General features: G+C 62.0%; 19 protein-coding genes and 1 tRNA gene. 15 read left to right on the top strand and 5 right to left on the bottom strand.

Going from position 1 to position 20,080, the window contains the following annotated elements; all coding sequences use genetic code 11:
• Positions 1-95: 95 nt before the first annotated feature.
• The 3 genes from C7441_RS12195 to C7441_RS12205 all read left to right on the top strand — a co-directional run bounded on the left by C7441_RS12195 (position 96) and on the right by C7441_RS12205 (position 2,260).
• A complete protein-coding gene (locus C7441_RS12195; RefSeq protein WP_109613107.1) occupies positions 96-869 on the top strand; it encodes a HugZ family pyridoxamine 5'-phosphate oxidase in 774 nt (257 codons plus the stop codon).
• A 158-nt stretch (positions 870-1,027) separates the two neighbouring features.
• Positions 1,028-1,363: an ArsR/SmtB family transcription factor gene (locus C7441_RS12200; protein WP_109613108.1), complete on the top strand. Its 336-nt coding sequence runs from the start codon at positions 1,028-1,030 to the stop codon at positions 1,361-1,363.
• Positions 1,364-1,447: 84 nt separating this feature from the next.
• Complete coding sequence (locus C7441_RS12205) at positions 1,448-2,260, top strand: TrmH family RNA methyltransferase (RefSeq protein WP_019173837.1); 813 nt, start codon at positions 1,448-1,450, stop codon at positions 2,258-2,260.
• Here the strand turns inward: C7441_RS12205 and C7441_RS12210 are convergent.
• A complete protein-coding gene (locus C7441_RS12210; RefSeq protein WP_109613109.1) occupies positions 2,227-3,411 on the bottom strand; it encodes a coiled-coil domain-containing protein in 1,185 nt (394 codons plus the stop codon). The two genes, C7441_RS12205 and C7441_RS12210, sit on opposite strands and share 34 nt — an antisense overlap.
• Positions 3,412-3,596: 185 nt before the next feature.
• On the bottom strand, positions 3,597-4,130 hold the full coding sequence (locus C7441_RS12215) for a DUF1134 domain-containing protein (protein ID WP_244425442.1): 534 nt from the start codon (positions 4,128-4,130) through the stop codon (positions 3,597-3,599).
• A gap of 340 nt (positions 4,131-4,470) precedes the next feature.
• On the opposite strand from C7441_RS12215, the gene chpT reads away from it, so the two are divergent.
• Both chpT and C7441_RS12225 read left to right on the top strand, forming a co-directional pair.
• Positions 4,471-5,100 carry a histidine phosphotransferase ChpT gene (chpT, locus tag C7441_RS12220; RefSeq protein WP_109613111.1) on the top strand — a complete coding sequence of 210 codons (630 nt, stop codon included), beginning with the start codon at positions 4,471-4,473 and terminating at the stop codon, positions 5,098-5,100.
• 212 nt (positions 5,101-5,312) lie between these two features.
• Positions 5,313-5,678 carry a response regulator gene (locus tag C7441_RS12225; protein ID WP_109613112.1) on the top strand — a complete coding sequence of 122 codons (366 nt, stop codon included), beginning with the start codon at positions 5,313-5,315 and terminating at the stop codon, positions 5,676-5,678.
• An 81-nt stretch (positions 5,679-5,759) separates the two neighbouring features.
• On the opposite strand, the gene ctrA is transcribed toward C7441_RS12225, so the two are convergent.
• A complete protein-coding gene (gene ctrA / locus C7441_RS12230; RefSeq protein WP_019173841.1) occupies positions 5,760-6,455 on the bottom strand; it encodes a response regulator transcription factor CtrA in 696 nt (231 codons plus the stop codon).
• A 456-nt stretch (positions 6,456-6,911) separates the two neighbouring features.
• On the opposite strand from ctrA, the gene C7441_RS12235 reads away from it, so the two are divergent.
• Positions 6,912-7,286, top strand: coding sequence for a flagellar export protein FliJ (locus tag C7441_RS12235; protein WP_109613113.1), 375 nt, complete (start codon positions 6,912-6,914; stop codon positions 7,284-7,286).
• Between the two features lie 423 nt (positions 7,287-7,709).
• Here the strand turns inward: C7441_RS12235 and sciP are convergent, their stop codons facing one another.
• Positions 7,710-7,985 (bottom strand): CtrA inhibitor SciP, encoded by a 276-nt coding sequence (sciP, locus tag C7441_RS12240; RefSeq protein WP_019173843.1) that lies wholly within the window; start codon positions 7,983-7,985, stop codon positions 7,710-7,712.
• A gap of 277 nt (positions 7,986-8,262) precedes the next feature.
• On the opposite strand from sciP, the gene mnmA reads away from it, so the two are divergent.
• Entirely contained in the window at positions 8,263-9,453 is a 1,191-nt protein-coding gene (gene mnmA / locus C7441_RS12245; protein WP_109613114.1) for a tRNA 2-thiouridine(34) synthase MnmA, read from the top strand.
• A 64-nt stretch (positions 9,454-9,517) separates the two neighbouring features.
• Here the strand turns inward: mnmA and C7441_RS12250 are convergent, their stop codons facing one another.
• The gene (locus tag C7441_RS12250; protein WP_019173845.1) at positions 9,518-10,471 is read right to left on the bottom strand and encodes a Gfo/Idh/MocA family protein; all 954 of its coding nucleotides are present in this window, start codon (positions 10,469-10,471) and stop codon (positions 9,518-9,520) included.
• A gap of 242 nt (positions 10,472-10,713) precedes the next feature.
• On the opposite strand from C7441_RS12250, the gene C7441_RS12255 reads away from it, so the two are divergent.
• The 8 genes from C7441_RS12255 (at position 10,714) to C7441_RS12295 (ending at position 20,045) form a co-directional block, all read left to right on the top strand.
• Positions 10,714-10,790: transfer RNA gene (locus tag C7441_RS12255), tRNA-Met, on the top strand.
• Positions 10,791-12,116: 1,326 nt separating this feature from the next.
• A complete protein-coding gene (locus C7441_RS12265) occupies positions 12,117-13,229 on the top strand; it encodes a transporter substrate-binding protein (protein ID WP_109613116.1) in 1,113 nt (370 codons plus the stop codon).
• The gene (locus tag C7441_RS12270) at positions 13,226-13,831 is read left to right on the top strand and encodes an ANTAR domain-containing response regulator (RefSeq protein WP_109613117.1); all 606 of its coding nucleotides are present in this window, start codon (positions 13,226-13,228) and stop codon (positions 13,829-13,831) included. Before C7441_RS12265 ends, C7441_RS12270 begins: the two co-directional genes overlap by 4 nt.
• Complete coding sequence (locus tag C7441_RS12275; protein WP_109613118.1) at positions 13,809-14,714, top strand: ABC transporter permease; 906 nt, start codon at positions 13,809-13,811, stop codon at positions 14,712-14,714. Before C7441_RS12270 ends, C7441_RS12275 begins: the two co-directional genes overlap by 23 nt.
• Positions 14,714-15,634 (top strand): ABC transporter permease, encoded by a 921-nt coding sequence (locus C7441_RS12280; RefSeq protein ID WP_109613119.1) that lies wholly within the window; start codon positions 14,714-14,716, stop codon positions 15,632-15,634. The genes C7441_RS12275 and C7441_RS12280 overlap by 1 nt, the downstream gene beginning before the upstream one ends.
• Before the next feature lie 22 nt (positions 15,635-15,656).
• The gene (locus tag C7441_RS12285; RefSeq protein ID WP_109613120.1) at positions 15,657-17,300 is read left to right on the top strand and encodes an ABC transporter substrate-binding protein; all 1,644 of its coding nucleotides are present in this window, start codon (positions 15,657-15,659) and stop codon (positions 17,298-17,300) included.
• Positions 17,290-18,234, top strand: coding sequence for an acetamidase/formamidase family protein (locus tag C7441_RS12290; protein ID WP_109613121.1), 945 nt, complete (start codon positions 17,290-17,292; stop codon positions 18,232-18,234). Before C7441_RS12285 ends, C7441_RS12290 begins: the two co-directional genes overlap by 11 nt.
• Complete coding sequence (locus tag C7441_RS12295) at positions 18,234-20,045, top strand: ABC transporter ATP-binding protein (protein ID WP_109613252.1); 1,812 nt, start codon at positions 18,234-18,236, stop codon at positions 20,043-20,045. Before C7441_RS12290 ends, C7441_RS12295 begins: the two co-directional genes overlap by 1 nt.
• Positions 20,046-20,080 lie beyond the last annotated feature (35 nt).

A 20,080-nucleotide genomic window follows, 5' to 3' on the forward strand; every position in this document is an offset into this window, starting at 1 on the left:
GGCATCCTGAAAAGCAGCGGGGAGAGCCTTGCCATGAGAGGAGTTGTCGCGCGATAAGTAGACAATTGAACTCATGATTTTGGCAGGACAGGCCCATGACCCAGGAAAAGAAGAAGGACGTCATACAGGAGACGACGCCCGACGCGATAACGCTCGGAAAATCGGTCCTGCGCACCGCCCGCTATGGCGCGATTGCCGTCATCGACCCCAGGACCGGCGCTCCGCTGGCAAGCCGGGTCGGTGTCGCCAATGATTCGGACGGCACACCGTTGATTCTGGTTTCGATGCTGGCGGCGCACACGCCTGCCCTGCTTGCCGATCCGCGCTGTTCACTGCTGCTCGGCGCGCCGGGCAAGGGCGATCCGCTGGCGCATCCGCGCATTTCCATCGCCTGCCGCGCCAGGAAGCTGGAACGCGGCAGCCCCGAGCAGGTCCGCGCGCAGCGCCGTTACCTCAACCGCAATCCCAAGGCCGAGCTTTATGTCGGACTGGGCGATTTCTCCTTCTTCCGCCTCGAAATCGAGGGCGCGAGTCTGAATGGCGGCTTTGGAAAGGCTTATAATTTCAGCCGTACCGACCTGGTCGTGGAAAGCCCTGCGCTCGACGCGATTGCCGAGAGCGAGCAATCGTCCATTGACCATATGAACGCCGACCATCGCGATGCGATTGCAGTCTATGCGCGCCATTTCGCCAATATGCGTGGCGATCATGACTGGACCATCACCGGCCTCGATCCGGAGGGTATGGACATCGCGTCGGGTGATATGATCAAGCGTATATTCTTCCCGCAGAAGTTGACGCAGGCCACGGAATTGAGAAAGATACTGGTTGAGATGGCCAAGACCGGGAGAGAGGCGTTGCAGGCTTGACCGCCTGCTGGACGGGCCGGTCGGGTTTTCGCGTCGGCGGGACGCTTGGTTTTTAAGGATGGGCGCGACGCGGACAACTCCGCGTGGTGTCAGATTTATTCTGCGTGACGTTATTGCCCCCATAACGTTGCGCGGGGAAAAGAATGCATAGGGGACACATGTTTTCCAGGTCTGTCATTGAAAACGCCAACGCCGCCGCGACTCTTCTGGCGCTGCTGGGCAACGAAAAGCGACTGATGATCGTCAGCCACCTGCTGGAAGGCGAAATGTCCGTTGGCGCCATCGCCGAAAAGGTGGAACTGAGCCAGTCGGCACTGTCGCAGCACCTGGCCAAACTGCGCGGCATCGAACTGGTCGAGACGCGTCGCGACCGGCAGACCATCTATTATTCCTGCAAGTCCGATGCGGTGAAGCAGCTTGTCCGCACGCTGAACGAGATTTTCGGCGAAAACCGGCAGGTGGCGGATCGACCCAAGGAAGCCATTGCGTTGTAACGCCTGTTTCCCGGCAAAAGTTGACTGACTGCCGCCTGTCTCTTTAACGACTGGCGGACAGAACGTTTCAGGAGCTTTTGCCCGATGCAGCCGATACGCATTGACGACCCGTCCGATCCGCGCATCGCCGGCTATATGAACATTCGCGAGCGAGACCTTGCCGGCAGGCAGGGCCGCTTCATCGCGGAAGGCAAGGTCGTGCTCAACGTCCTGTTCGGCGCGCGCCGGTTCGAGCCGGAATCGGTATTGCTGCTTGAAAACCGGTTCGCCGGCATGGCCGACACGCTTTCGCTCGCGCCTGCGGATCTGCCCGTCTATGTCGCCTCCAGCGAAGTGCTCGATGCCATCGCAGGCTTCCACATGCATCGCGGCGTGCTGGCAATCGGTCGCAAGCGGCCTGCCGATACCGTCGAGGCGCTTCTGGATGCGTTGCCGCCGCGCGCCCTGCTGGCCGTGCTGGTCGGCATTTCCAACCATGACAATATGGGCGCGATCTTCCGCAACGCCGCCGCCTTCGGCGCCGATGCCGTTCTGCTCGATGAAACCTGCTGCGATCCGCTCTACCGCAAGGCCATCCGCGTTTCGGTGGGTGCGGCACTGAAAGTGCCGTTCGCCATCGGTGCCGGAGCGGGAATGCTGCTGGAAAGCCTTGCTGCACGTGGTTTCGAACAGATCGCGCTATCGCCCTCCGGCGCTTCCGAAATAACCGATCTGGCGAGAGCGGATCGGCTGGCGCTCTATCTCGGCACCGAGGGGGAAGGCCTGCCCGGCACTCTCCTCAATCGGCTGAAGACGGTGCGCATCGCAATGGCCGAAGGCTTCGACAGCCTGAATGTCGCTGCCGCCTCGGCAATCGCCCTGCATCACTTTTCCGACAAGGTATGCCCGGCCGGCTGAGCGGCCTTCTGCAATGCGCGGATCCGATCCGCAAGGCTGAGCGGGGCCTGTGCGCCAGCCGGACGGGTCGCGTCGGGGCTTTCGGCAAGAACCTTTGAAATCGGCGAATCGGCCCCTTCGAGATGGGCTGCGAGATTGACCACCTGGGCGGCCAGTTCGTTCATCTGTTCGCGCAGGGCGGCGTCCTGGCCGCTTGTATTCGGCGAATTTGCGGCCGATCCCTGTTTCAGCCGCTTGTTCTCACGCGCCAGCGCCGTCAGGCGTTCCTCCAGGCGTTCCCGATCGACGGAGAGTTTTGCCAGCGCCTGGTCGACATTGGCCTGCGCAGCCACCACGCGCGCCGGCGTCTCCCCGCCATTGCCGGCCCCCACCGCGCTACCGGAGCTATCGCCCTTTGCTTCGCGCAGCCTTTCCAGTTCCGTTTCGCGACGATGCAGCTTTTCCTCGCTATCCGCCAGCTTTGCGGTCAGTTGATTGACTTTCCGGTCCAATTCGTTGGCCTTTTTCCGTTCTGCCTTGGCCTCATCACGGGCCACTCGCGCCTCCAGCGACAGCGCCTGCGCGCGCGCATCCGCTTCCTTGCGCTTGAGCCTGGCCTGATGCAGATCATTGTTGAGCCGATCGACATCGCTCTCACGAGCTACCAGCGCGATCTGGTGGCTGCTGGCGGTCAGGCTGGCCTCATCATACATGACGCCCAGCTTTTCCATCTCCTCATGATCCGCGGCCTTTGCCTTCTCGGTCTGCGCGAGCTGTTCGGACAATTTCTGCAAAGCCTCGCTTTGGCGCGCCAGGTCGGCCTCCTGCGTTTCGACCCGTGCCTCCAGCTCGGCGATCGTCTTGGCCTTGTCGTCGCAGTCATTGGCAAGCGCCTTGATCTGTTCCAGACCACGGCTGATGTCCACCAGTTGGATGGTGGCTTTTTCCCTGGCTTGCGCCGTCTCCACCTCCAGCCGCCGAATCGTCATCGCCGCTTCCGCGCGGATACGGTCCTTGTCGGCTCGAATCTCTGCCGGCGTCTGCGGCAAGGAAGCTTCCAGCCGTCGCCTCGTCAGCTTCGAAGCCCGCCGCAACATGGCGGGCGCGAGCAGCAGGGCGATGAAGCCGGCAACCAGAAAGCCGAGAACGAAGAACAGGATGGACTGGATCACGTCATACTATCCGCTGCGTGCTGCCGGTTCGTGCCGGTGTCAGGACATGGAATCTCTGCCACACGGCACCGGGCCGGGCAATCCATGAAGCCCGGCCAAACTTAACGAAGCAGGACGCTACGCGTTCCGCGTGGCCGGCGGATTGCGCCAAGCTCCCGTTCGCATCGAACGCCGATTGCTGCCCCTCAGAAGGGATTCCAGGTAGGCTGTGGGGTGAGCTTCAGATAGCCGAGATTGATGCCAAGCCGTGCCCCGACGCCCGTACGCACCGGAACCAGAAGCATATTGCCGGCCCGCATCACGTTGAAGCCGACGCCTGCAATCAGATAGGCCGAGCCGGATACACCGCCAAAGCGGGTGTAGAGGTTGGTCACATCATCGAGATTGTAGACCAGCATCATGGTGCGCGAGCCCTGCCCGCCGAAATCCCAACCCAGCGACGGCCCCTGCCAGAACACCTTATGGTCGCCGGCGTTCTTGGTATAGAGCGTGCCCTCGCCATAGGTCAGGCCGCCGATCAGCGCGCCGGACCCTTCCTCGCCCAGGATATAGCCGTTGGGCAATCCGTAGGAGGCGAAGATCTTCTCGATCGCCGACGCCAGCCCACCGGAGGTGGCGCCAAAGAAGCGATGACCGGAATCGACGATCTCCTGCGCGGTATATTCCTGCGCCCTGAGGGTCGATGATGTGAAGACCAGCATGCTCGACACCGCGAACATCACTGCGATCAGCCGGAACAGTATCCGGTTGCAATTGCGCAAAAGCATATTTCCAATTCTCCGTCCGCGAGCGCACTCGCCGACGCCTCTGCCCGTCGCGGCTCTTTGGGCGGCCGCTTTCGAACGATTCCTGCAAGCTATGTCGTAATTCTTTTTCAACCATTAAGCTCGCTCATGAAGATGGCCGTTCAATGACTGATGGCGGCCGCAACATCGGCGAGGCAAGCTCGTGCGCAGGATTCACGAGCCCCTTGCAGTGACTGTATCATGGCGGCTCGAAATGATTCGTCCGCACCGGCATCCGTCGCGCGTCGTCCTTCTGAATTGAGGAATTTATTCCATGGCTGAACTCTTCACCCTGTCCGCACCCGATCTTGCGGCGCTTCTGTGCAGCCGGGTCTGTCACGACATCATTTCCCCCGTGGGCGCAATCAACAACGGTCTGGAACTGCTGGACGAAGGTGGCGCCGACGAAGACGCCATGAACCTCATCCGCGCCAGTGCCCGCAATGCCTCGGCGCGGCTGCAATTCGCCCGTCTCGCCTTCGGTGCCGCCGGTTCCGCCGGCATGATGATCGACACCGGCGATGCCGAATCCGTGGCCACCGCCTTCCTGAAGAACGAGAAGCCGGAACTTGTGTGGACGGGCGGGCGCGCATTGCTGCCCAAGAACAAGGTCAAGCTGCTGCTCAACATGATTCTGGTGGCCAATGCAGCCATTCCGCGTGGCGGCAAGATCGACGTCGCCCTGGAAAACGTCGAGACCGAACCGAAATTCGTCATCAGGGCAAGCGGACCGATGCTGCGCGTGCCGCCTAAATTCCTGGAGCTGCATTCCGGCCAGAAGCCCGAGGACGCCATCGACGCGCACGCGATCCAGCCCTATTACACGCTGCTTCTGGCGGAACAGGCGGGCATGACGATTTCAATCCACGCCACGCCTGAAGAGATCACCTTCACCGCAAGCTGAACGTCGCCGGCTTCGGATTGACATCGAACTTCGCGTTCAACGCCCGCGCAAAAGCGCGGGCGTTTTTTGTCATACGTCCGCACTACGATTGCGCATTTTACCGAAACTTTACCCAACGGATTTCCCGCTTCTTTACGCAACAGCGACTAGCTTGCCGCCACAAAACCCGACACTCCCGGCTCAGGCGGGGATAGCAAGGAGCAACGGGCCCCATGAAACGATGCATGTTCGTCGATGATTCAAGCGTGATCCGGAAGGTTGCAAAGCGCATCCTGGGCGGCCCCGACATGTTTGTGATCGAAGCCGCGAACGGTTCCGAGGCGCTCGACCTCTGCGCCACCGAAATGCCGGACATCGTCGTCGTCGATGGCGCCCTGCCCGACATGGCGAGCGAAGACGTGATCCGCGGCATCCGCGCCATCCCGAGCCCGGTGAAGCCGAAGATCGCAATCTGTCTGGTGGAAGTCGATATCGGCGCGATCATGCGCGCCCGGCGCGCCGGTGCGCAGGACTATCTGCTCAAACCGTTCGACCGCTCGCAATTGCTCAACTGCTTCCGCAATCTCGAGGCGGCCTGACGCAAGCGCCCCCTGCCTCAAAGCAAAAGGCCCGGCAAAGCCGGGCCCATGAAAAATCACGGTTCTGAAAAACGCGGGCGATCAGGCGCTTTCGCGGATTTCTTCCGGTTCGCGCAGCACATAACCACGGCCCCAGACGGTTTCGATGTAGTTCTGGCCACCGGACGCGGTGTCGAGCTTCTTGCGCAGCTTGCAGATGAACACGTCGATGATCTTCAACTCCGGCTCGTCCATGCCGCCATAAAGGTGGTTCAGGAACATTTCCTTCGTCAGCGTCGTGCCCTTGCGCAGCGAAAGCAGCTCCAGCATCTGGTATTCCTTGCCGGTCAGATGCACGCGCTGGCCACCGACCTCGACCGTCTTAGCGTCGAGATTGACGATGAGATCGCCGGTGGTGATGACCGACTGGGCATGCCCCTTCGAGCGCCGCACGATGGCATGGATGCGCGCCACCAGTTCGTCCTTGTGGAACGGCTTGGTCATATAGTCGTCGGCGCCGAAGCCGAGACCGCGCACCTTGTCCTCGATGCCTGCCATGCCCGACAGGATCAGGATGGGCGTCTTGACCTTGGACAGGCGCAGCGTCCGCAGCACCTCATAGCCCGACATATCGGGCAGGTTCAGGTCGAGAAGAATAATGTCGTAGTCGTAGAGCTTGCCGAGATCGACGCCCTCTTCGCCGAGATCCGTCGTATAGACGTTGAAACTCTCCGATTTCAGCATCAACTCGATGCTCTGTGCGGTCGCACTATCGTCTTCAATCAGCAGAACGCGCATTTCAATCCCCTTTTCTGCCGCCAGACCGTCTCGCCAACCATCCGGAACCGGAGCAGTGATTGCCTGGTAAACAGGCTGCCATCGAATGGTTAACAAAACCTAATTTCGCCTCGTCAGCCATATCAGATTTTTTAACCGTTGGATACACCCTCTTGAATCTAATAACGAATCTGAACACCCAATTTCTAATGAGTCACTTTAATAAGCGTCGTTAAGCGACTCTTTTGATTCCGCCAGCAATCGTTAGCTTTCGAAGCTGAATTTTTACCGGCCCTTAAGCCCTACCCCATATGATTAACAATGCCCGTAAACGAATGGTTACCGCCGCGAAAAATCTTTAGGAATTTGTTTCCTTTGGCGCCGTACAACCGGCGCGGTTTCGCAGGCGATCGAACCTGCTGGGGCTGTGAAAAGCGGTTTGGTTGATAATGTGTGCGTGCGCGGGAGTATCGAATCATGAAGTCACGTGAGAACCTCGTCAGGTTGAAGCAGTTCCAGGTGAGCGAGAAACGACGCCAGCTGCTGCAACTCGACATGATGATCGCCGAATTCGAGCGCATGGCCGAAGAGCTCGACATGCAGATCAATGCCGAGGAAAAGAAGGCCGGAATTACCGACATCAGCCATTTCGCCTATCCGACCTTTGCCAAGGCTGCGCGCCTGCGCCGCGACAATCTGAAGAACTCGCAGGCCGATCTGATGCAGCAGAAGGCCATGGCCGAATCATTACTCGCCGAAGCTGAAGCGGAGCTGGCGAAGGCCGAATTGCTTGAATCGCGCGATGCCAAAAGCCGCGATTCGAACGACGGCCGCAGCGCCATGATCGGCTGACCGGAAGCGCGGGCCGGCAGCAGGATCGGCCCCCCTCCTCCCCCGCTTTGTCCGGCCCGGCATGCCCTGAAAGCCGTCTGCATCGCGAGACGGCGTACGCAATTCGCCGGAACGCGCCTGCCTGGGGAGAATTTCGGCATTGCGCGCCATCGCGCATCCTCCCATATCGCAGAACGGCATCGTCACTTCAGGGCGGGCATCGCAACGCCATATTGCCCGTTTCCGCCCAGCACCGGGAGCCTGATGACGTTTTCCCGAACGCCATCGGGAATCTATCTGTTTGTTTTAGCGTGCTCTTTTTCGACGACTGACTTTCGTTCACGCGCGAACGCGCGCTCCAACGAAAACAGCCGAGCCCATAGGCCCGGCCGGATCGGTTCTTCTGGATGCCTGATAGCTACGCGGACGCCTTGGCGCCCGGCTTCAGTGGCGGTATTGCTGGATGCGCGTGGTGCGCAGGCCGGCAAGGCCGTATTCGTCGATGGACGCCTGCCAGGACAGGAATTCTTCGGTGGTCAGCTTGTAGCGCTGACATGCCTCATCGAGGCTGAGCAGGCCGCCGCGCACGGCAGCGACGACTTCAGCCTTGCGCCGGATTACCCAGCGCCTCGTATTCGACGGTGGAAGGTCGGCAATCGTAAGCGGGCTGCCGTCAGGCCCAATAACATATTTGACACGCGGTCTAACCAGATCGGTCATAGTACTCTCTACAAAAACTCAAAGACCCAATCGTCGATCACATTACTGCCGCAGCTTTAAAAATTGCCTAAACGCGCGGTAAGCCTTGAGTAATGATCGTAAACTCCTTATTCACCATAAGAATTTCGGGAAATCAGTGTCTTAGTCGGAATCCGGCGCCGCCGTCACCCGCTCGCCACGTCGACCGGTTGCCGGCGGTGGCACTTTTGGCACGCTTGACCTATATTCGGCCCATTGGCATGAAACGCCCGCAATAGCTGAAACGGACCATTTTTCGATGAACAGCCTGGACCTGCCCGGACGGCCTGAAGACACCCGCGTCGTGGTTGCGATGTCGGGCGGCGTCGATTCTTCCGTCGTCGCCGGCATTCTCAAGCACGAAGGCTATGATGTCGTCGGCGTTACACTGCAGCTCTACGATCATGGCGCGGCAACGCACCGCGCGGGCTCCTGCTGCGCCGGGCAGGATATCGACGACGCCCGCCGCGTTTCCGAGACGCTGGGCATTCCGCATTATGTGCTGAATTATGAAGAGCGCTTCCGCAAGGCGGTGATCGACCCCTTCGCCGAAAGCTATATGTCGGGCGAGACACCCATCCCTTGCGTTTCCTGCAACCAGACCGTCAAGTTCGCCGACCTTCTGGAAACCGCCCGCGAACTGGGCGCGGACGCGCTGGCCACCGGCCACTATATCCGCAGCCGCGCCAATGGCGCGCACCGCGCGCTTTATCGCCCGGTCGATGCCGACCGTGACCAGAGCTATTTCCTGTTTGCCACCACGAAGGAGCAGATCGACTATCTGCGCTTCCCGCTCGGCGGCATGTCGAAGCCCGAAGTGCGCGCTATTGCCGAACGGCTCGGCCTGTCGGTCGCCAACAAGCACGACAGCCAGGACATCTGCTTCGTGCCCCAGGGCAAATACTCCGACATCATCGCCAAACTGAAGCCGACCGCCGCCACCCCTGGCGACATCGTTCATATAGACGGCCGCGTGCTGGGCAAGCATGAAGGCATCTTGCGCTATACGATCGGCCAGCGCCGCGGCATCGGCATCGCTTCCGGCGAACCCCTCTATGTCGTGCATCTCGACGCGGAACATGCCCGCGTCGTCGTTGGCCCGCGCGAAGCGCTGGAAACCCACAAGATCTATCTGCGCAGCATCAACTGGCTGGGCGACGCGCCGCTGGAGGACATTTCGCGGGACGGCATGGAAATTTTCGCAAAAGTCCGCTCCACGCGCCCGCCTCGCCCCGCCATGCTGCACAATCGCGACGGCATCACCTGGGTCGAGCTCGGCGACGGCGAGTCCGGCATCGCGCCCGGCCAGGCCTGCGTCCTCTACAGCGACGACGGCAACGAAGCCCGCGTCTTCGGCGGCGGCTTCATCGAGCGCTCCGAGCGCGGCGCCGAAGCCGAGGCCATGCTGAACCGGCTGGCCGCCATGCCCGGCCCCATCGCCGCCGAGTAGCCGAACAGCGAATTTTCACGGACCGCGTCCGCGCCAGACTGAGAATGCAAGCGCGCGCCTGTGATCAGCCGTGGCCGATCGCCCCCGCCGTCAGGATACGCAGCACGGTAATGGCCTCTTCGCCATTTGTGCGCGGCTCCTGCCGGGTGCGCATGCACGTCATGAAATGCTCGAGCTCACGCGTCAGTGGCATGCCATCCTCCACCGGGATGTAGGTCGGCTCGTTGGTGGTGAATGCCCAGTGGCCGCTGTCCTGCCAGACGGCATGGCGATAAACGGCCAGCTTGCGCTCCCACGGCTCGACATCGTCGAACACGGCCATCGCCTTGGTGCCGACCACCGTTAGCCGGCGTTCACGGTAGGGATTGAGCCTTGAAGCGAAGAGATGGCTGCGCAGGCCGTTGGGGAAACGCATGTGCAAATGCGCGAAATCGCTGAGATGGTCGAGAATTGCAGCGCCCTCGCCCCGGATTTCCACCGGCGCAGAGCCGGTGATCGCCAGGATCATTGACAGGTCATGCGGCGCAAGGTCCCACAGCGCGTCGTTTTCGGTATGGAACTTGCCGAGCCCCAGCCGGTGCGAATGGATATATTTCACCTCGCCGAGTTCGCCCTGGTCGATCAGTTCCTTCAGCTTCTCAAAAGCGGGGTGGAAACGCAGGACATGGCCGACCATGAAGATACGGCCATTGGCTTCGGCCGCCGCAACGGCGCGCTCGGCATCGGGCACGTTGAGCGCAATCGGCTTCTCGACCAGCACGTCCTTGCCGTTCTCGACGGCCTTGATCGCTGCTTCCGCATGATATTGCGGCGGCAATGCCATGACGATCGCATCGACATCGGGTCGCGTGAACAGCGTGTCGGGGTCGATGGCGAGGCATTCCTGCTCGCTGGCAAAACCCTCGGCGCGCGCGCGATTGGCGTCGGAAACCGCATAAAGGGCGCCCAGCGCCTTGAGGGTGCGGATATGGTTGGAGCCCCAATACCCACATCCCAGGACTGCAATTCGCGGTTTCATCAAATTCCGAACTCGAGAAAATACTGGGCGGAGACATAATGGCAGGCGGGCCGGAACTCAACCCCGCAAGCCGTCTACCCGATGCAAACACGAGAGTTGCCGACCTGTGACGATTTCTTCTCCCCGACCCGGTTTTCCATGCTTGACAGGGCGTGCCTCGCAACCTTATATCCGCCCGACCTTGGCGAAGCGCCCCGAAAACACCTGCCGGTTCGGCGAGTTTTCAGGCATTCCGCCGCCGGGGCGGAGTAGCTCAGTTGGTTAGAGCAGAGGAATCATAATCCTTGTGTCGGGGGTTCAAATCCCTCCTCCGCTACCAAATTTTTCAATGACTTAAGCAGAAATTTCCGCTTTTCATGTCGTGACCGTGTTGCGACGGACAATCCTTGACTTTCAAGGTCCTGCGCCCGGCGAAACGCGGAGCTCTCACAGCCTGGTCGGCGATGAGGGTTTAGCGGGAGGCAAGGCGTTGAGCACGAGGCTTGCACCGTTTCGAAAGCTTGACACTTCGGCGCCTTCGTATGGCTGAATCGCTTGTGCGCCGCGCGTTGATTGATTTAGGAAAGTCGCGCCGCCAGCCAGTTGGCAAAGCCACCCCCGCGATTGAACTGAAAAAGCTCCTCGGCTTCAGTTCCTGTTTCCTAGATCGCGTTGCTCGAATGCGCTAAATGCATGGCCGAGCATCCCAGCAGTTATATAAATACGTTCACTATAATCGGCGATGGATACTCGATTCCGCCCAGCACTTTTCCGAACAGAAAATACTCACATCACGGCGCACATGCAATGGTAACGTTCGCCCACGCATAACGATGGCCCTTCTATCAACCTCCACAGCGATAATCTCTCCAGTGTTGTAGAAATGCCTCTTCATGAAATTTAGCACTGAAGTTACGCGCACATGCAACCGTAACAATTTGTTAACTTCAAAATTATGACTTAATACTGCCTGCGTTCATTATGTAGGGCTGGGTAACATGCCAGAACATCAGCGAGCTTACGCTCGAAAAACCGACGATATACTTCATGAATCCTTATATGTCGCCGTCATCGTGTTTATGTTCACCGTGATCGCTCAACAGTTCGGATTTGCGTAGGTCTGGAAGACGATCTCCTGCTCTCTTCATCGCGTGATGACAGCACGAAGTGGCGCCGTCGGCTCCGTTTTGCATGAGGTCCCTGCAGGTCGGCAAATGAGGCATATTCCTGGAATACGGAACCTTTGCCGCCGCCGAGCGCTTAGTTTCCTGACCAAGAAAGGATCATCACATGAAGGGTATTATCCTCTGGCTCATGGGCGTGCCGATCTTCGTGATCATTTTGCTGTATATTTTCGTATTCCACTGATCGATCAATGGCGTCGGCCAACCTCCAGCCCCGATCAGGCTGTTGCAGGCGACAAGCTGCGACAGAGGCTTGCACACAACATAACCTGCTTCCTGCGCGGCAACTAAGCCAGCCAACCGGAGACAATCCCGCTCCCAATCGATTTCGGGTGACTGAATTATTTCCCGCTTGACTGATGCGCACCGCGAACTAGGGTAAGATGAAATACCGGCCCTGAGTGCCGGGCGGCAACAATGCCTCGCATGCCTCGCCTTCCCGGGTGATGGCTGCGAGGCATTGTCGTTTTGGGGGAGAGGGTTTGAAGCGCCGCGTCGAAATCGGCATTCTTTTTTCGCGATCCGGCAATTACCGGCTGGTGTCGGAGGCGTGCCGCACCGGTGCGCTGACGGCTATCGCAGACATCAATGCCGACCCCGAAGGCCGCGTTGAATTCGTGCCGGTGGAACGCGATCCCGGCGGCAATGCCGACCGCTATGCCGCCGGCTGCGCCGAGATCCTGCGCGACAGCTCGGCCCGGCATATCGTCGGCTGCGTCACCTCCTGGAGCCGCAAGGAAGCCATTCCCATGCTGGAACGGGACGGCGGCACACTCTGGTATGCCTGCCCCTATGAAGGTTTCGAGGCGAACGACCATGTCGTCTACATGCATGCATGCCCGAACCAGCAGCTCGTGCCGCTGTTTGCCCATGTCGTGCCGCGCTTCGGCGTCAACGGCTTCCTGCTCGGCTCGAACTATATCTGGGGCTGGGAGACCAACCGCGTCGCGCGCGACCTGATCGCCGACGCCGGCGGCGAGGTCCGCGGCGAGCGCTACCTGCCGCTCGGCGAAACCGACGTGTCGCGCCTCATCGAGGAAATCCGGGCCACGCGGCCGGATTTCGTGCTTAACAACCTGATCGGCCTTTCCTCCTACGCCTTCCTCAAGGCCTATGCCGAACTCGGCCGGGAAGACGCTCATTTCCTGCCGCAGCGCTGCCCGGTCGTGTCCTGCAACCTCACCGAATGCGAATTGCCGGCAATAGGCGAAGCCGGGCGCGGCCATCTGTCTGCCGGTCCCTATTTCCACGATCCGGCCGCCGACGGTGCGGGCAAGCACATGCCCGCCTCCTCTTTCGAGGCTTCTGCCTATGCCTCGGTGCGCGTGCTGGCCGACATTCTTGCCGGCGATCCGGACATGCGCTGGTCGGAACTGCCCTCTGCATTTGCCGGTCGCACCTTTGCCACGCCCTTCGGCGCCACCACCATCGATCCGCAAACCCAGCACGCGACGCTGCCGGTGGTGATCGGTGAGATTGACGGCATGGGCTTCCGCACGATCAGCCGGCAGGAGGCCGTTGCGCCGGACCCATATCTGTCGCGCTATGACCGCGCGCGCGTCTTTGCGCAACCGCGCCTGAGGGTCGTGCCATGAGCAAGACCGCGCGCATTCCCAATCTCGGCGGCGCCTGCGCCTTCGTGCTGCACCGTCCGCATCCCACCGTGCAGACCATCACCCGGCAATTGTCGGCCATCGGCCTGCGGGTTACGGATTGCTGGCCGGAGCTGCCGCCGGCGGTGCTTTCCGCGGATTTCGTCTTTTTCGACGTGGACCTCGGCTTTGACGAGCAGTTTCCCTGGAGGCCGGGCGAGGCGCCGATGCCGCTCATCGCCCTGGTCGGTTCGGAGGCGCCCGGCCGCATCGAATGGGCGCTCTTCTCGCACAAGGCCGACGCACATCTGATGAAGCCCGTCGGCAATTCGGGGGTCTATTCCTCGCTCCTCATCGCCCGCCAGAGCTTCGAGGAACGCAAGCGGCTGGCGGCGGAGATTGCCGCGCTGGAAGCGCGTGTGGCCGAACGGCAGACCATCGTGCGGGCGGTGGCCGCGCTCACCAGGGATGGCGAACATGAGCGAGGCTATGCGCAGTTGAGATCGTTGGCGATGGGCTGGCAGATCAGTGTCGAGGAAGCCGCGCGCCGCGTCGTGGCCATGGCGGATGGAAAGGATTCGGATGAGCAGTCCCGTCGCGCCTGAACTGCCGGTTCAGGAAAGCCCGATCACCAGGCCCCGGCCCGGCGTGCTGCGCAAGCTGGCGCAGCGTCCGCTGGCGCTCATCGGGCTGGTGATCGTCGCGCTGGTCGTCGGCGGCGCGTTGCTGGCGCCATGGCTGACCAATTTCGGCCCGAACGACCAGACGTTCGACGGGCTGACGCTTTCGGGCGAGCCGCTGCCGCCCAATGCCACCTTCTGGCTCGGCACCGATCTGCTCGGGCGCGACCTGTTCACGCGCATCCTCTATGGCGCGCGCACCTCGCTGATCATCGGCATCGTGGCCAATGGCATTGCGCTTCTCATAGGCACGCTGGTCGGCGTCATCGCCGGCTATTTCCGCGGCTGGGTGGGCAGCGTGCTGATGCGCTTCACCGATCTGATGATGGCGTTTCCCGCGCTGCTTCTGGCTATCTGTCTGGCCGCGGTGTTCCAGCCCAGCCTCTGGATCGTGGCTCTGGTGATCGCGCTGGTGAACTGGGTGCAGACCGCGCGCGTCATGTACACGCAGACGAGTTCGCTGGCCGAGCGCGAGTTCATCGATGCCGAGCGCACCATCGGCGCCGGCAGCCCGCGCATCCTGTTCCGGCACATCCTGCCGCACCTTTTGCCCACCATCATCGTGTGGGGCACGCTGGGCATTTCCACCACGGTCCTGCTTGAGGCCACGCTGTCCTATCTGGGTATCGGCGTGCAGCCGCCCACACCCTCCTGGGGCAACATCATCTTCGAGAACCAGACCTATTTCCAGGCCGCACCCTGGCTGGTGTTCTTCCCCGGCATCGCGATCCTCGCGCTGGCGCTGGCTTTCAACCTGATCGGCGATGCGCTGCGCGACATCCTCGACCCGACACAACAGGGGCGGTGATGATCGCTTATCTCGGCCGCCGCCTCATCCAATCCGTGCTGATCCTGCTGGGCATCTCGCTCATCACCTTCGCACTGCTGTACCTTCTTCCCGCCGATCCGGTCCGCCAGATCGCGGGGCGCAGCGCCACGCCCGCAACGGTGGAAAGCATCCGCCGCCAGCTTGGTCTCGACCAGCCCTTCCTGGTTCAGTACGGGCGCTATCTGTGGAACCTGCTGCACGGCGATCTCGGACGCTCCTACATCCAGCGCTCGGAGGTCGCGCAGCTCATCGTCGCGCGCCTTCCGGCCACCTTGCTTTTGATGGTCGGCGCCATCGTCTGCGAGTTGGCGATCGGGCTCACCATGGGCGTGGTGGCTGCCGTGCGGCGCGGCTCCAACACCGACCAGTCGCTCATGGTCGCCTCCTTCATCGGCGTGTCGGCACCGCAATTCGTGGTGGGGCTGTTGCTTCTTTATGTGTTCGCGGTTCGCCTGAGCTGGTTTCCGATCGGCGGCTACGGCACCTTTTCGCATCTGGTCCTGCCCTCGCTCACCGTGGGTATCCTCGGCGCGGGCTGGTACGCGCGCATGATGCGCTCATCCATGATCGACGTGCTGCGTCAGGACTATATCCGCACCGCCCGCGCCAAGGGGCTGGCGCGTGTCACCGTGCTGATGCGCCACGCACTGCCCAACGCCATCCTGCCCATCATCGCCATGATCGGCATCGACATCGGCATTCTCATGGGCGGCATCGTCGTGGTGGAAAGCGTGTTCGGCTGGCCCGGCATCGGCCAGCTCGTCTGGCAGGCAATCCAGCGCGTCGACATCCCCATCATCATGGGCATCACGCTCGTATCGGCGTTTGCGATCGTGCTCGGCAACTTCCTTGCCGACATCATTGCGCCCTTCATCGATCCACGCATCAAACTCAGATAACCAGAGGGAAAGGGAACTTGAGATGAAAAGACTTCTGACAAGCACGGTCGCGGCTTCGGCGCTCGCGCTGATGCTCGCCATGTCCGCCAGCGCCCAGGCCGAGGAACGCGATCCGAACGCCAAGACCGGCGGCGACATCATCATCACCTATAAGGACGACGTCGCCACGCTGGATCCCGCCATCGGCTACGACTGGCAGAACTGGTCGATGATCAAGAGCCTGTTCGACGGCCTGATGGACTACGAAGCCGGCACCACCACGCTGCGCCCCGACCTGGCCGAAAGCTACGAGATTTCCGAGGACGGCCAGACCTTCACCTTCAAGCTGCGCAAGGGCGTCAAGTTCCACAACGGCCGCGAGATGACGGCCGAGGACGTGAAATACTCGATCGATCGCGTGGTGGACCCCAAGACGCAGAGCCCTGGACAGGGCTTCTTCGCCTCCATCAAGGGCTATGACGAAGCCGCTGAAGGCAAGGCCGACGGCGTCTCCGGCATCACCGTGGTGGATCCCTACACCATCAAGTTCGAGCTGACCCGCCCCGACGCCACCTTCCTGCACGTGATGGCCATCAACTTCAGCCATGTCGTGCCGAAGGAAGAGGTCGAGAAGTACGGTGCCGATTTCGGCAAGAACCCGGTCGGCACCGGTGCGTTCAAGCTCGGCGAGTGGACGCTCGGCCAGCGCGTCGTGTTCGAAAAGAACCCCGACTACTGGAACAAGGGCCTGCCCTATCTCGACAAGATCACCTTCGAGATCGGCCAGGAGCCGATCGTGGCGCTGCTGCGCCTCCAGAAGGGCGAGATCGACGTGCCGGGCGACGGCATCCCGCCCGCCAAGTTCCAGGAAGTGATGAACGATCCGGAGCAGAAGGCGCGCGTGGTCGAGGGCGGTCAGCTCCACACCGGCTACGTCACCATGAACGTCAACGTTCCGCCCTTCGACAACGTCAAGGTGCGGCAGGCGGTCAACATGGCTATCAACAAGGACCGTATCGTCCAGCTCATCAACAATCGCGCGGTGCCGGCCAACCAGCCGCTGCCCCCGTCGATGCCCGGCTACGCCAAGGACTACAAGGGCTACGCCTATGATCCGGCCAAGGCCAAGGAACTGCTGGCCGAAGCCGGTCAGGCCGATGGCTTCGAAACCGAACTCTATGTCATGAACACCGACCCGAACCCGCGCATCGCGCAGGGTATCCAGCAGGATCTGGCGGCCATCGGCATCAAGGCCAACATCCAGGCGCTGGCCCAGGCCAACGTCATCGCCGCCGGCGGCGAGAAGGAAGGCGCGCCGATGATCTGGTCGGGCGGCATGGCATGGATTGCCGACTTCCCGGACCCGTCGAACTTCTACGGTCCGATCCTGGGCTGCGGCGGCGCGGTGCCGGGCGGCTGGAACTGGTCGTGGTACTGCAACGAGGACCTGGACAAGCAAGCCGAGGCGGCCGATTCCATCGTCGATCCGGCAAAGGCCGAAGAGCGCAACAAGATGTGGAGCGACATCTACGTGAAGATCATGGAAGACGCCCCCTGGGCGCCGGTCTTCAACGAGCAGCGCTTCACGCTCAAGTCCTCGCGCATGGGCGGCGCCGACAACCTCTATGTCGACCCGGTCCACATCCCCGTCAACTACGACCATGTGTATGTGAACGATGTGCAATAACTGCAACTACACCATCCACGGACGCCATCATCACTTCGGCTGGGACAACTCGTTTGTCCCGGCCGAGACGGTGGCGCCGGGCTCGACCATCCAGTTCCAGTGCCTCGATTCCTCGGGCGGGCAGCTGACGCCCGACAGCACGGTCGAGGACATCGCCGCGCTGGACTTCGGCAAGATCAACCCGGTGACCGGGCCGATCTATGTCGATGGAGCCGAGCCCGGCGATGCGCTCAAGGTCACTATCGAGCAGTTCAAGCCGTCCGGCTTCGGCTGGACGGCGAACATCCCAGGCTTCGGCCTTCTGGCCGACCAGTTCAAGGAACCGGCGCTGACGGTCTGGAAATATGATCCGTCCTCTCTGGAACCGGCACTGTTCGGCAAGAACGGGCGCGTGCCGCTAAAACCCTTCGCCGGCACGATCGGCAATGCGCCGGCCGAAAAGGGGCTGCATTCGGTGGTGCCGCCGCGCCGCGTCGGCGGCAATCTGGACATCCGCGACCTCGCCGCCGGCACCACGCTCTACCTGCCGGTGGAAGTGGCGGGCGCGCTGTTCTCCGTCGGCGACACGCATGCGGCCCAGGGCGACGGCGAAGTCTGCGGCACGGCCATCGAAAGCCCGATGGACGTGGTGCTGACGCTCGATCTGGTGAAAGGCGCGAACCTGAAAATGCCGCGTTTCACCACGCCCGGCCCTGTGACCCGCCATCTCGACGCCAAGGGCTACGAGGTGACGACCGGCATCGGCCCCGACCTGATGGAAGGCGCAAGGAGCGCTGTGGCGCAGATGGTCGACCTGCTCGCCGGCCAGTACAATCTGGACCCGGTGGACGCCTACATGCTGGTGTCGGTCTGCGGCGATCTCCGCATCAGCGAAATCGTCGACATGCCGAACTGGGTCGTGTCCTTCTACTTCCCGCGCTGCGTTTTCGAATGATGGCGCCCGATACCCACCACCGGACGGGGGCTCCGGCCCCCGCCGACCGGGAGGCGGCCGCGGCCGTGCTCGACGTCTCCGGCCTCACCATCGCGGTGCGTGGCGAAGAGGGTGAGCGCGAGGTCGTTTCCGATCTTTCCTTCACGCTTGGGCGTGGGGAAACGCTCTGCATTGCCGGCGAATCCGGTTCCGGAAAGTCGATGACATCGCTGGCGATCATGGGGCTGCTGCCCCAGCCCGGCGCGCGCGTTGCGGCCGGCTCCATCCGCCTCGGCCAACTGGACCTTGCCGCGCTGGACGAGAGCCGGATGCGGCGCGTGCGCGGCAATCGCGTGGCCATGATCTTCCAGGAGCCGATGACCTCGCTCAACCCGGTCCTGTCGATCGGCCGGCAACTGGTGGAATCGATCGAGACCCACACCGATCTTTCACGCGCGCAGGCGCGGCGGCGCGCTCTTGAAGCGCTCAAGGCGGTGCGCATTTCGGAAGCCGAAAAGCGGCTGAAGCAGTTCCCGCACGAACTGTCGGGCGGCATGCGCCAGCGCGTCATGATCGCCATGGCGCTCGCGCTCGAGCCGGAAGTGCTGATCGCCGACGAGCCGACCACGGCGCTGGACGTGACCGTTCAGGGCGAAGTGCTGGAACTGCTGCGCGACCTGCAGCGCCAGCACGGCACCAGCGTCATTTTGATCACCCACGACATGGGCGTGGTGGCCGAGATGGCCGACCGTGTCATCGTCATGCGCCACGGCCGCATGGTCGAGCAAGGCAGCGTGGAGGATATCTTCGCGGGACCGAAGGTCGCCTATACGCGCGAGCTTCTGGCGGCGGTGCCGCGCATCGGCTCGGGCGCCGGGCGGCAGGCCACCAGGGATGCAGTCCCCGAAACCGCACCGCAACCCGTCGTCGTCGCCCGCAATCTTCAGGTGCGCTTCGACTTGCGCGGCGGCCTGTTCGGCACCGTGCAGCGGCGCGTCCATGCCGTGGAAGGCGTCAGCTTCGCCATCCAGCCCAACGAGACGCTGGCTCTGGTGGGCGAATCCGGCTGCGGCAAGTCCACCACCGCCAAGGCGCTGGCCGGGCTGTTGCCCTATGCCGGTGACATCCTGATCGGCGGGCGCAATCTCACCGGGCTGAAAGGCACTGAGCGAAAAGCCATTCGCCGCGACGTGCAGATGGTATTCCAGGATCCCTTTGCCTCGCTGGACCCGCGCATGCGCGTGGGCGATCTGGTGGCCGAGCCGCTGCTCGTTCATGGCGTTGCGTCAAAACGCGAAAGGCAGGAGCGCGCGGCCGCACTGTTCGAGCGGGTTGGGCTGTCGGCCTCGCAGATGGAGCGCTATCCGCACGAATTTTCGGGCGGCCAGCGCCAGCGCATCTGCATCGCGCGCGCTCTCGCATTGCAGCCCAAGCTGGTCATCGCCGACGAAAGTGTCTCGGCGCTGGACGTGTCCGTGCAGGCGCGCGTGCTGGAACTGCTGCGCGAATTGCAGCAGGAGTTCGGCATCGCCTATCTGTTCATCTCGCACGACATGGCCGTGGTGGAGAACATCTCCGACCGCGTGGCGGTGATGTATCTGGGACAGATCGTGGAAATGGGCACGCGCGACCAGGTCTTTTCCGACCCGCGCCATCCCTATACGCGCAGGCTGATCGAAGCCGTGCCGGTTCCTGATCCGGCCCGACGCCGACAACGCTTCGCGCGCCTCGACGGCGAAATTCCGAGCCCGGCGCGTACGGTCGGCGACGAACCCGCACGGCTGGTTTTGCGCGACGTCGGCAGCGGCCACATGGTCGCCGACCCGGTCTGAGGGGAAATGTTTGCGATGGGGACGGCACGGGAGGC

The organism is Pseudaminobacter salicylatoxidans, from assembly GCF_003148475.1.
In the GTDB taxonomy this organism is placed as follows: Bacteria; Pseudomonadota; Alphaproteobacteria; order Rhizobiales; family Rhizobiaceae; genus Pseudaminobacter; species Pseudaminobacter salicylatoxidans.

What these genes read in the sequence shown, in the direction of transcription:
- C7441_RS12195 (WP_109613107.1), top strand. Translation starts at nt 96, where the DNA reads ATGACCCAGGAAAAGAAGAAGGACGTCATACAGGAGACGACGCCCGAC.
- C7441_RS12200 (WP_109613108.1), top strand. Translation starts at nt 1,028, where the DNA reads ATGTTTTCCAGGTCTGTCATTGAAAACGCCAACGCCGCCGCGACTCTT.
- C7441_RS12205 (WP_019173837.1), top strand. Translation starts at nt 1,448, where the DNA reads ATGCAGCCGATACGCATTGACGACCCGTCCGATCCGCGCATCGCCGGC.
- C7441_RS12215 (WP_244425442.1), bottom strand. Translation starts at nt 4,130, where the DNA reads ATGTTCGCGGTGTCGAGCATGCTGGTCTTCACATCATCGACCCTCAGG.
- chpT (WP_109613111.1), top strand. Translation starts at nt 4,471, where the DNA reads ATGGCTGAACTCTTCACCCTGTCCGCACCCGATCTTGCGGCGCTTCTG.
- C7441_RS12225 (WP_109613112.1), top strand. Translation starts at nt 5,313, where the DNA reads ATGAAACGATGCATGTTCGTCGATGATTCAAGCGTGATCCGGAAGGTT.
- ctrA (WP_019173841.1), bottom strand. Translation starts at nt 6,455, where the DNA reads ATGCGCGTTCTGCTGATTGAAGACGATAGTGCGACCGCACAGAGCATC.
- C7441_RS12235 (WP_109613113.1), top strand. Translation starts at nt 6,912, where the DNA reads ATGAAGTCACGTGAGAACCTCGTCAGGTTGAAGCAGTTCCAGGTGAGC.
- sciP (WP_019173843.1), bottom strand. Translation starts at nt 7,985, where the DNA reads ATGACCGATCTGGTTAGACCGCGTGTCAAATATGTTATTGGGCCTGAC.
- mnmA (WP_109613114.1), top strand. Translation starts at nt 8,263, where the DNA reads ATGAACAGCCTGGACCTGCCCGGACGGCCTGAAGACACCCGCGTCGTG.
- C7441_RS12250 (WP_019173845.1), bottom strand. Translation starts at nt 10,471, where the DNA reads ATGAAACCGCGAATTGCAGTCCTGGGATGTGGGTATTGGGGCTCCAAC.
- C7441_RS12270 (WP_109613117.1), top strand. Translation starts at nt 13,226, where the DNA reads ATGAGCAAGACCGCGCGCATTCCCAATCTCGGCGGCGCCTGCGCCTTC.
- C7441_RS12275 (WP_109613118.1), top strand. Translation starts at nt 13,809, where the DNA reads ATGAGCAGTCCCGTCGCGCCTGAACTGCCGGTTCAGGAAAGCCCGATC.
- C7441_RS12280 (WP_109613119.1), top strand. Translation starts at nt 14,714, where the DNA reads ATGATCGCTTATCTCGGCCGCCGCCTCATCCAATCCGTGCTGATCCTG.
- C7441_RS12285 (WP_109613120.1), top strand. Translation starts at nt 15,657, where the DNA reads ATGAAAAGACTTCTGACAAGCACGGTCGCGGCTTCGGCGCTCGCGCTG.
- C7441_RS12290 (WP_109613121.1), top strand. Translation starts at nt 17,290, where the DNA reads ATGTGCAATAACTGCAACTACACCATCCACGGACGCCATCATCACTTC.
- C7441_RS12295 (WP_109613252.1), top strand. Translation starts at nt 18,234, where the DNA reads ATGGCGCCCGATACCCACCACCGGACGGGGGCTCCGGCCCCCGCCGAC.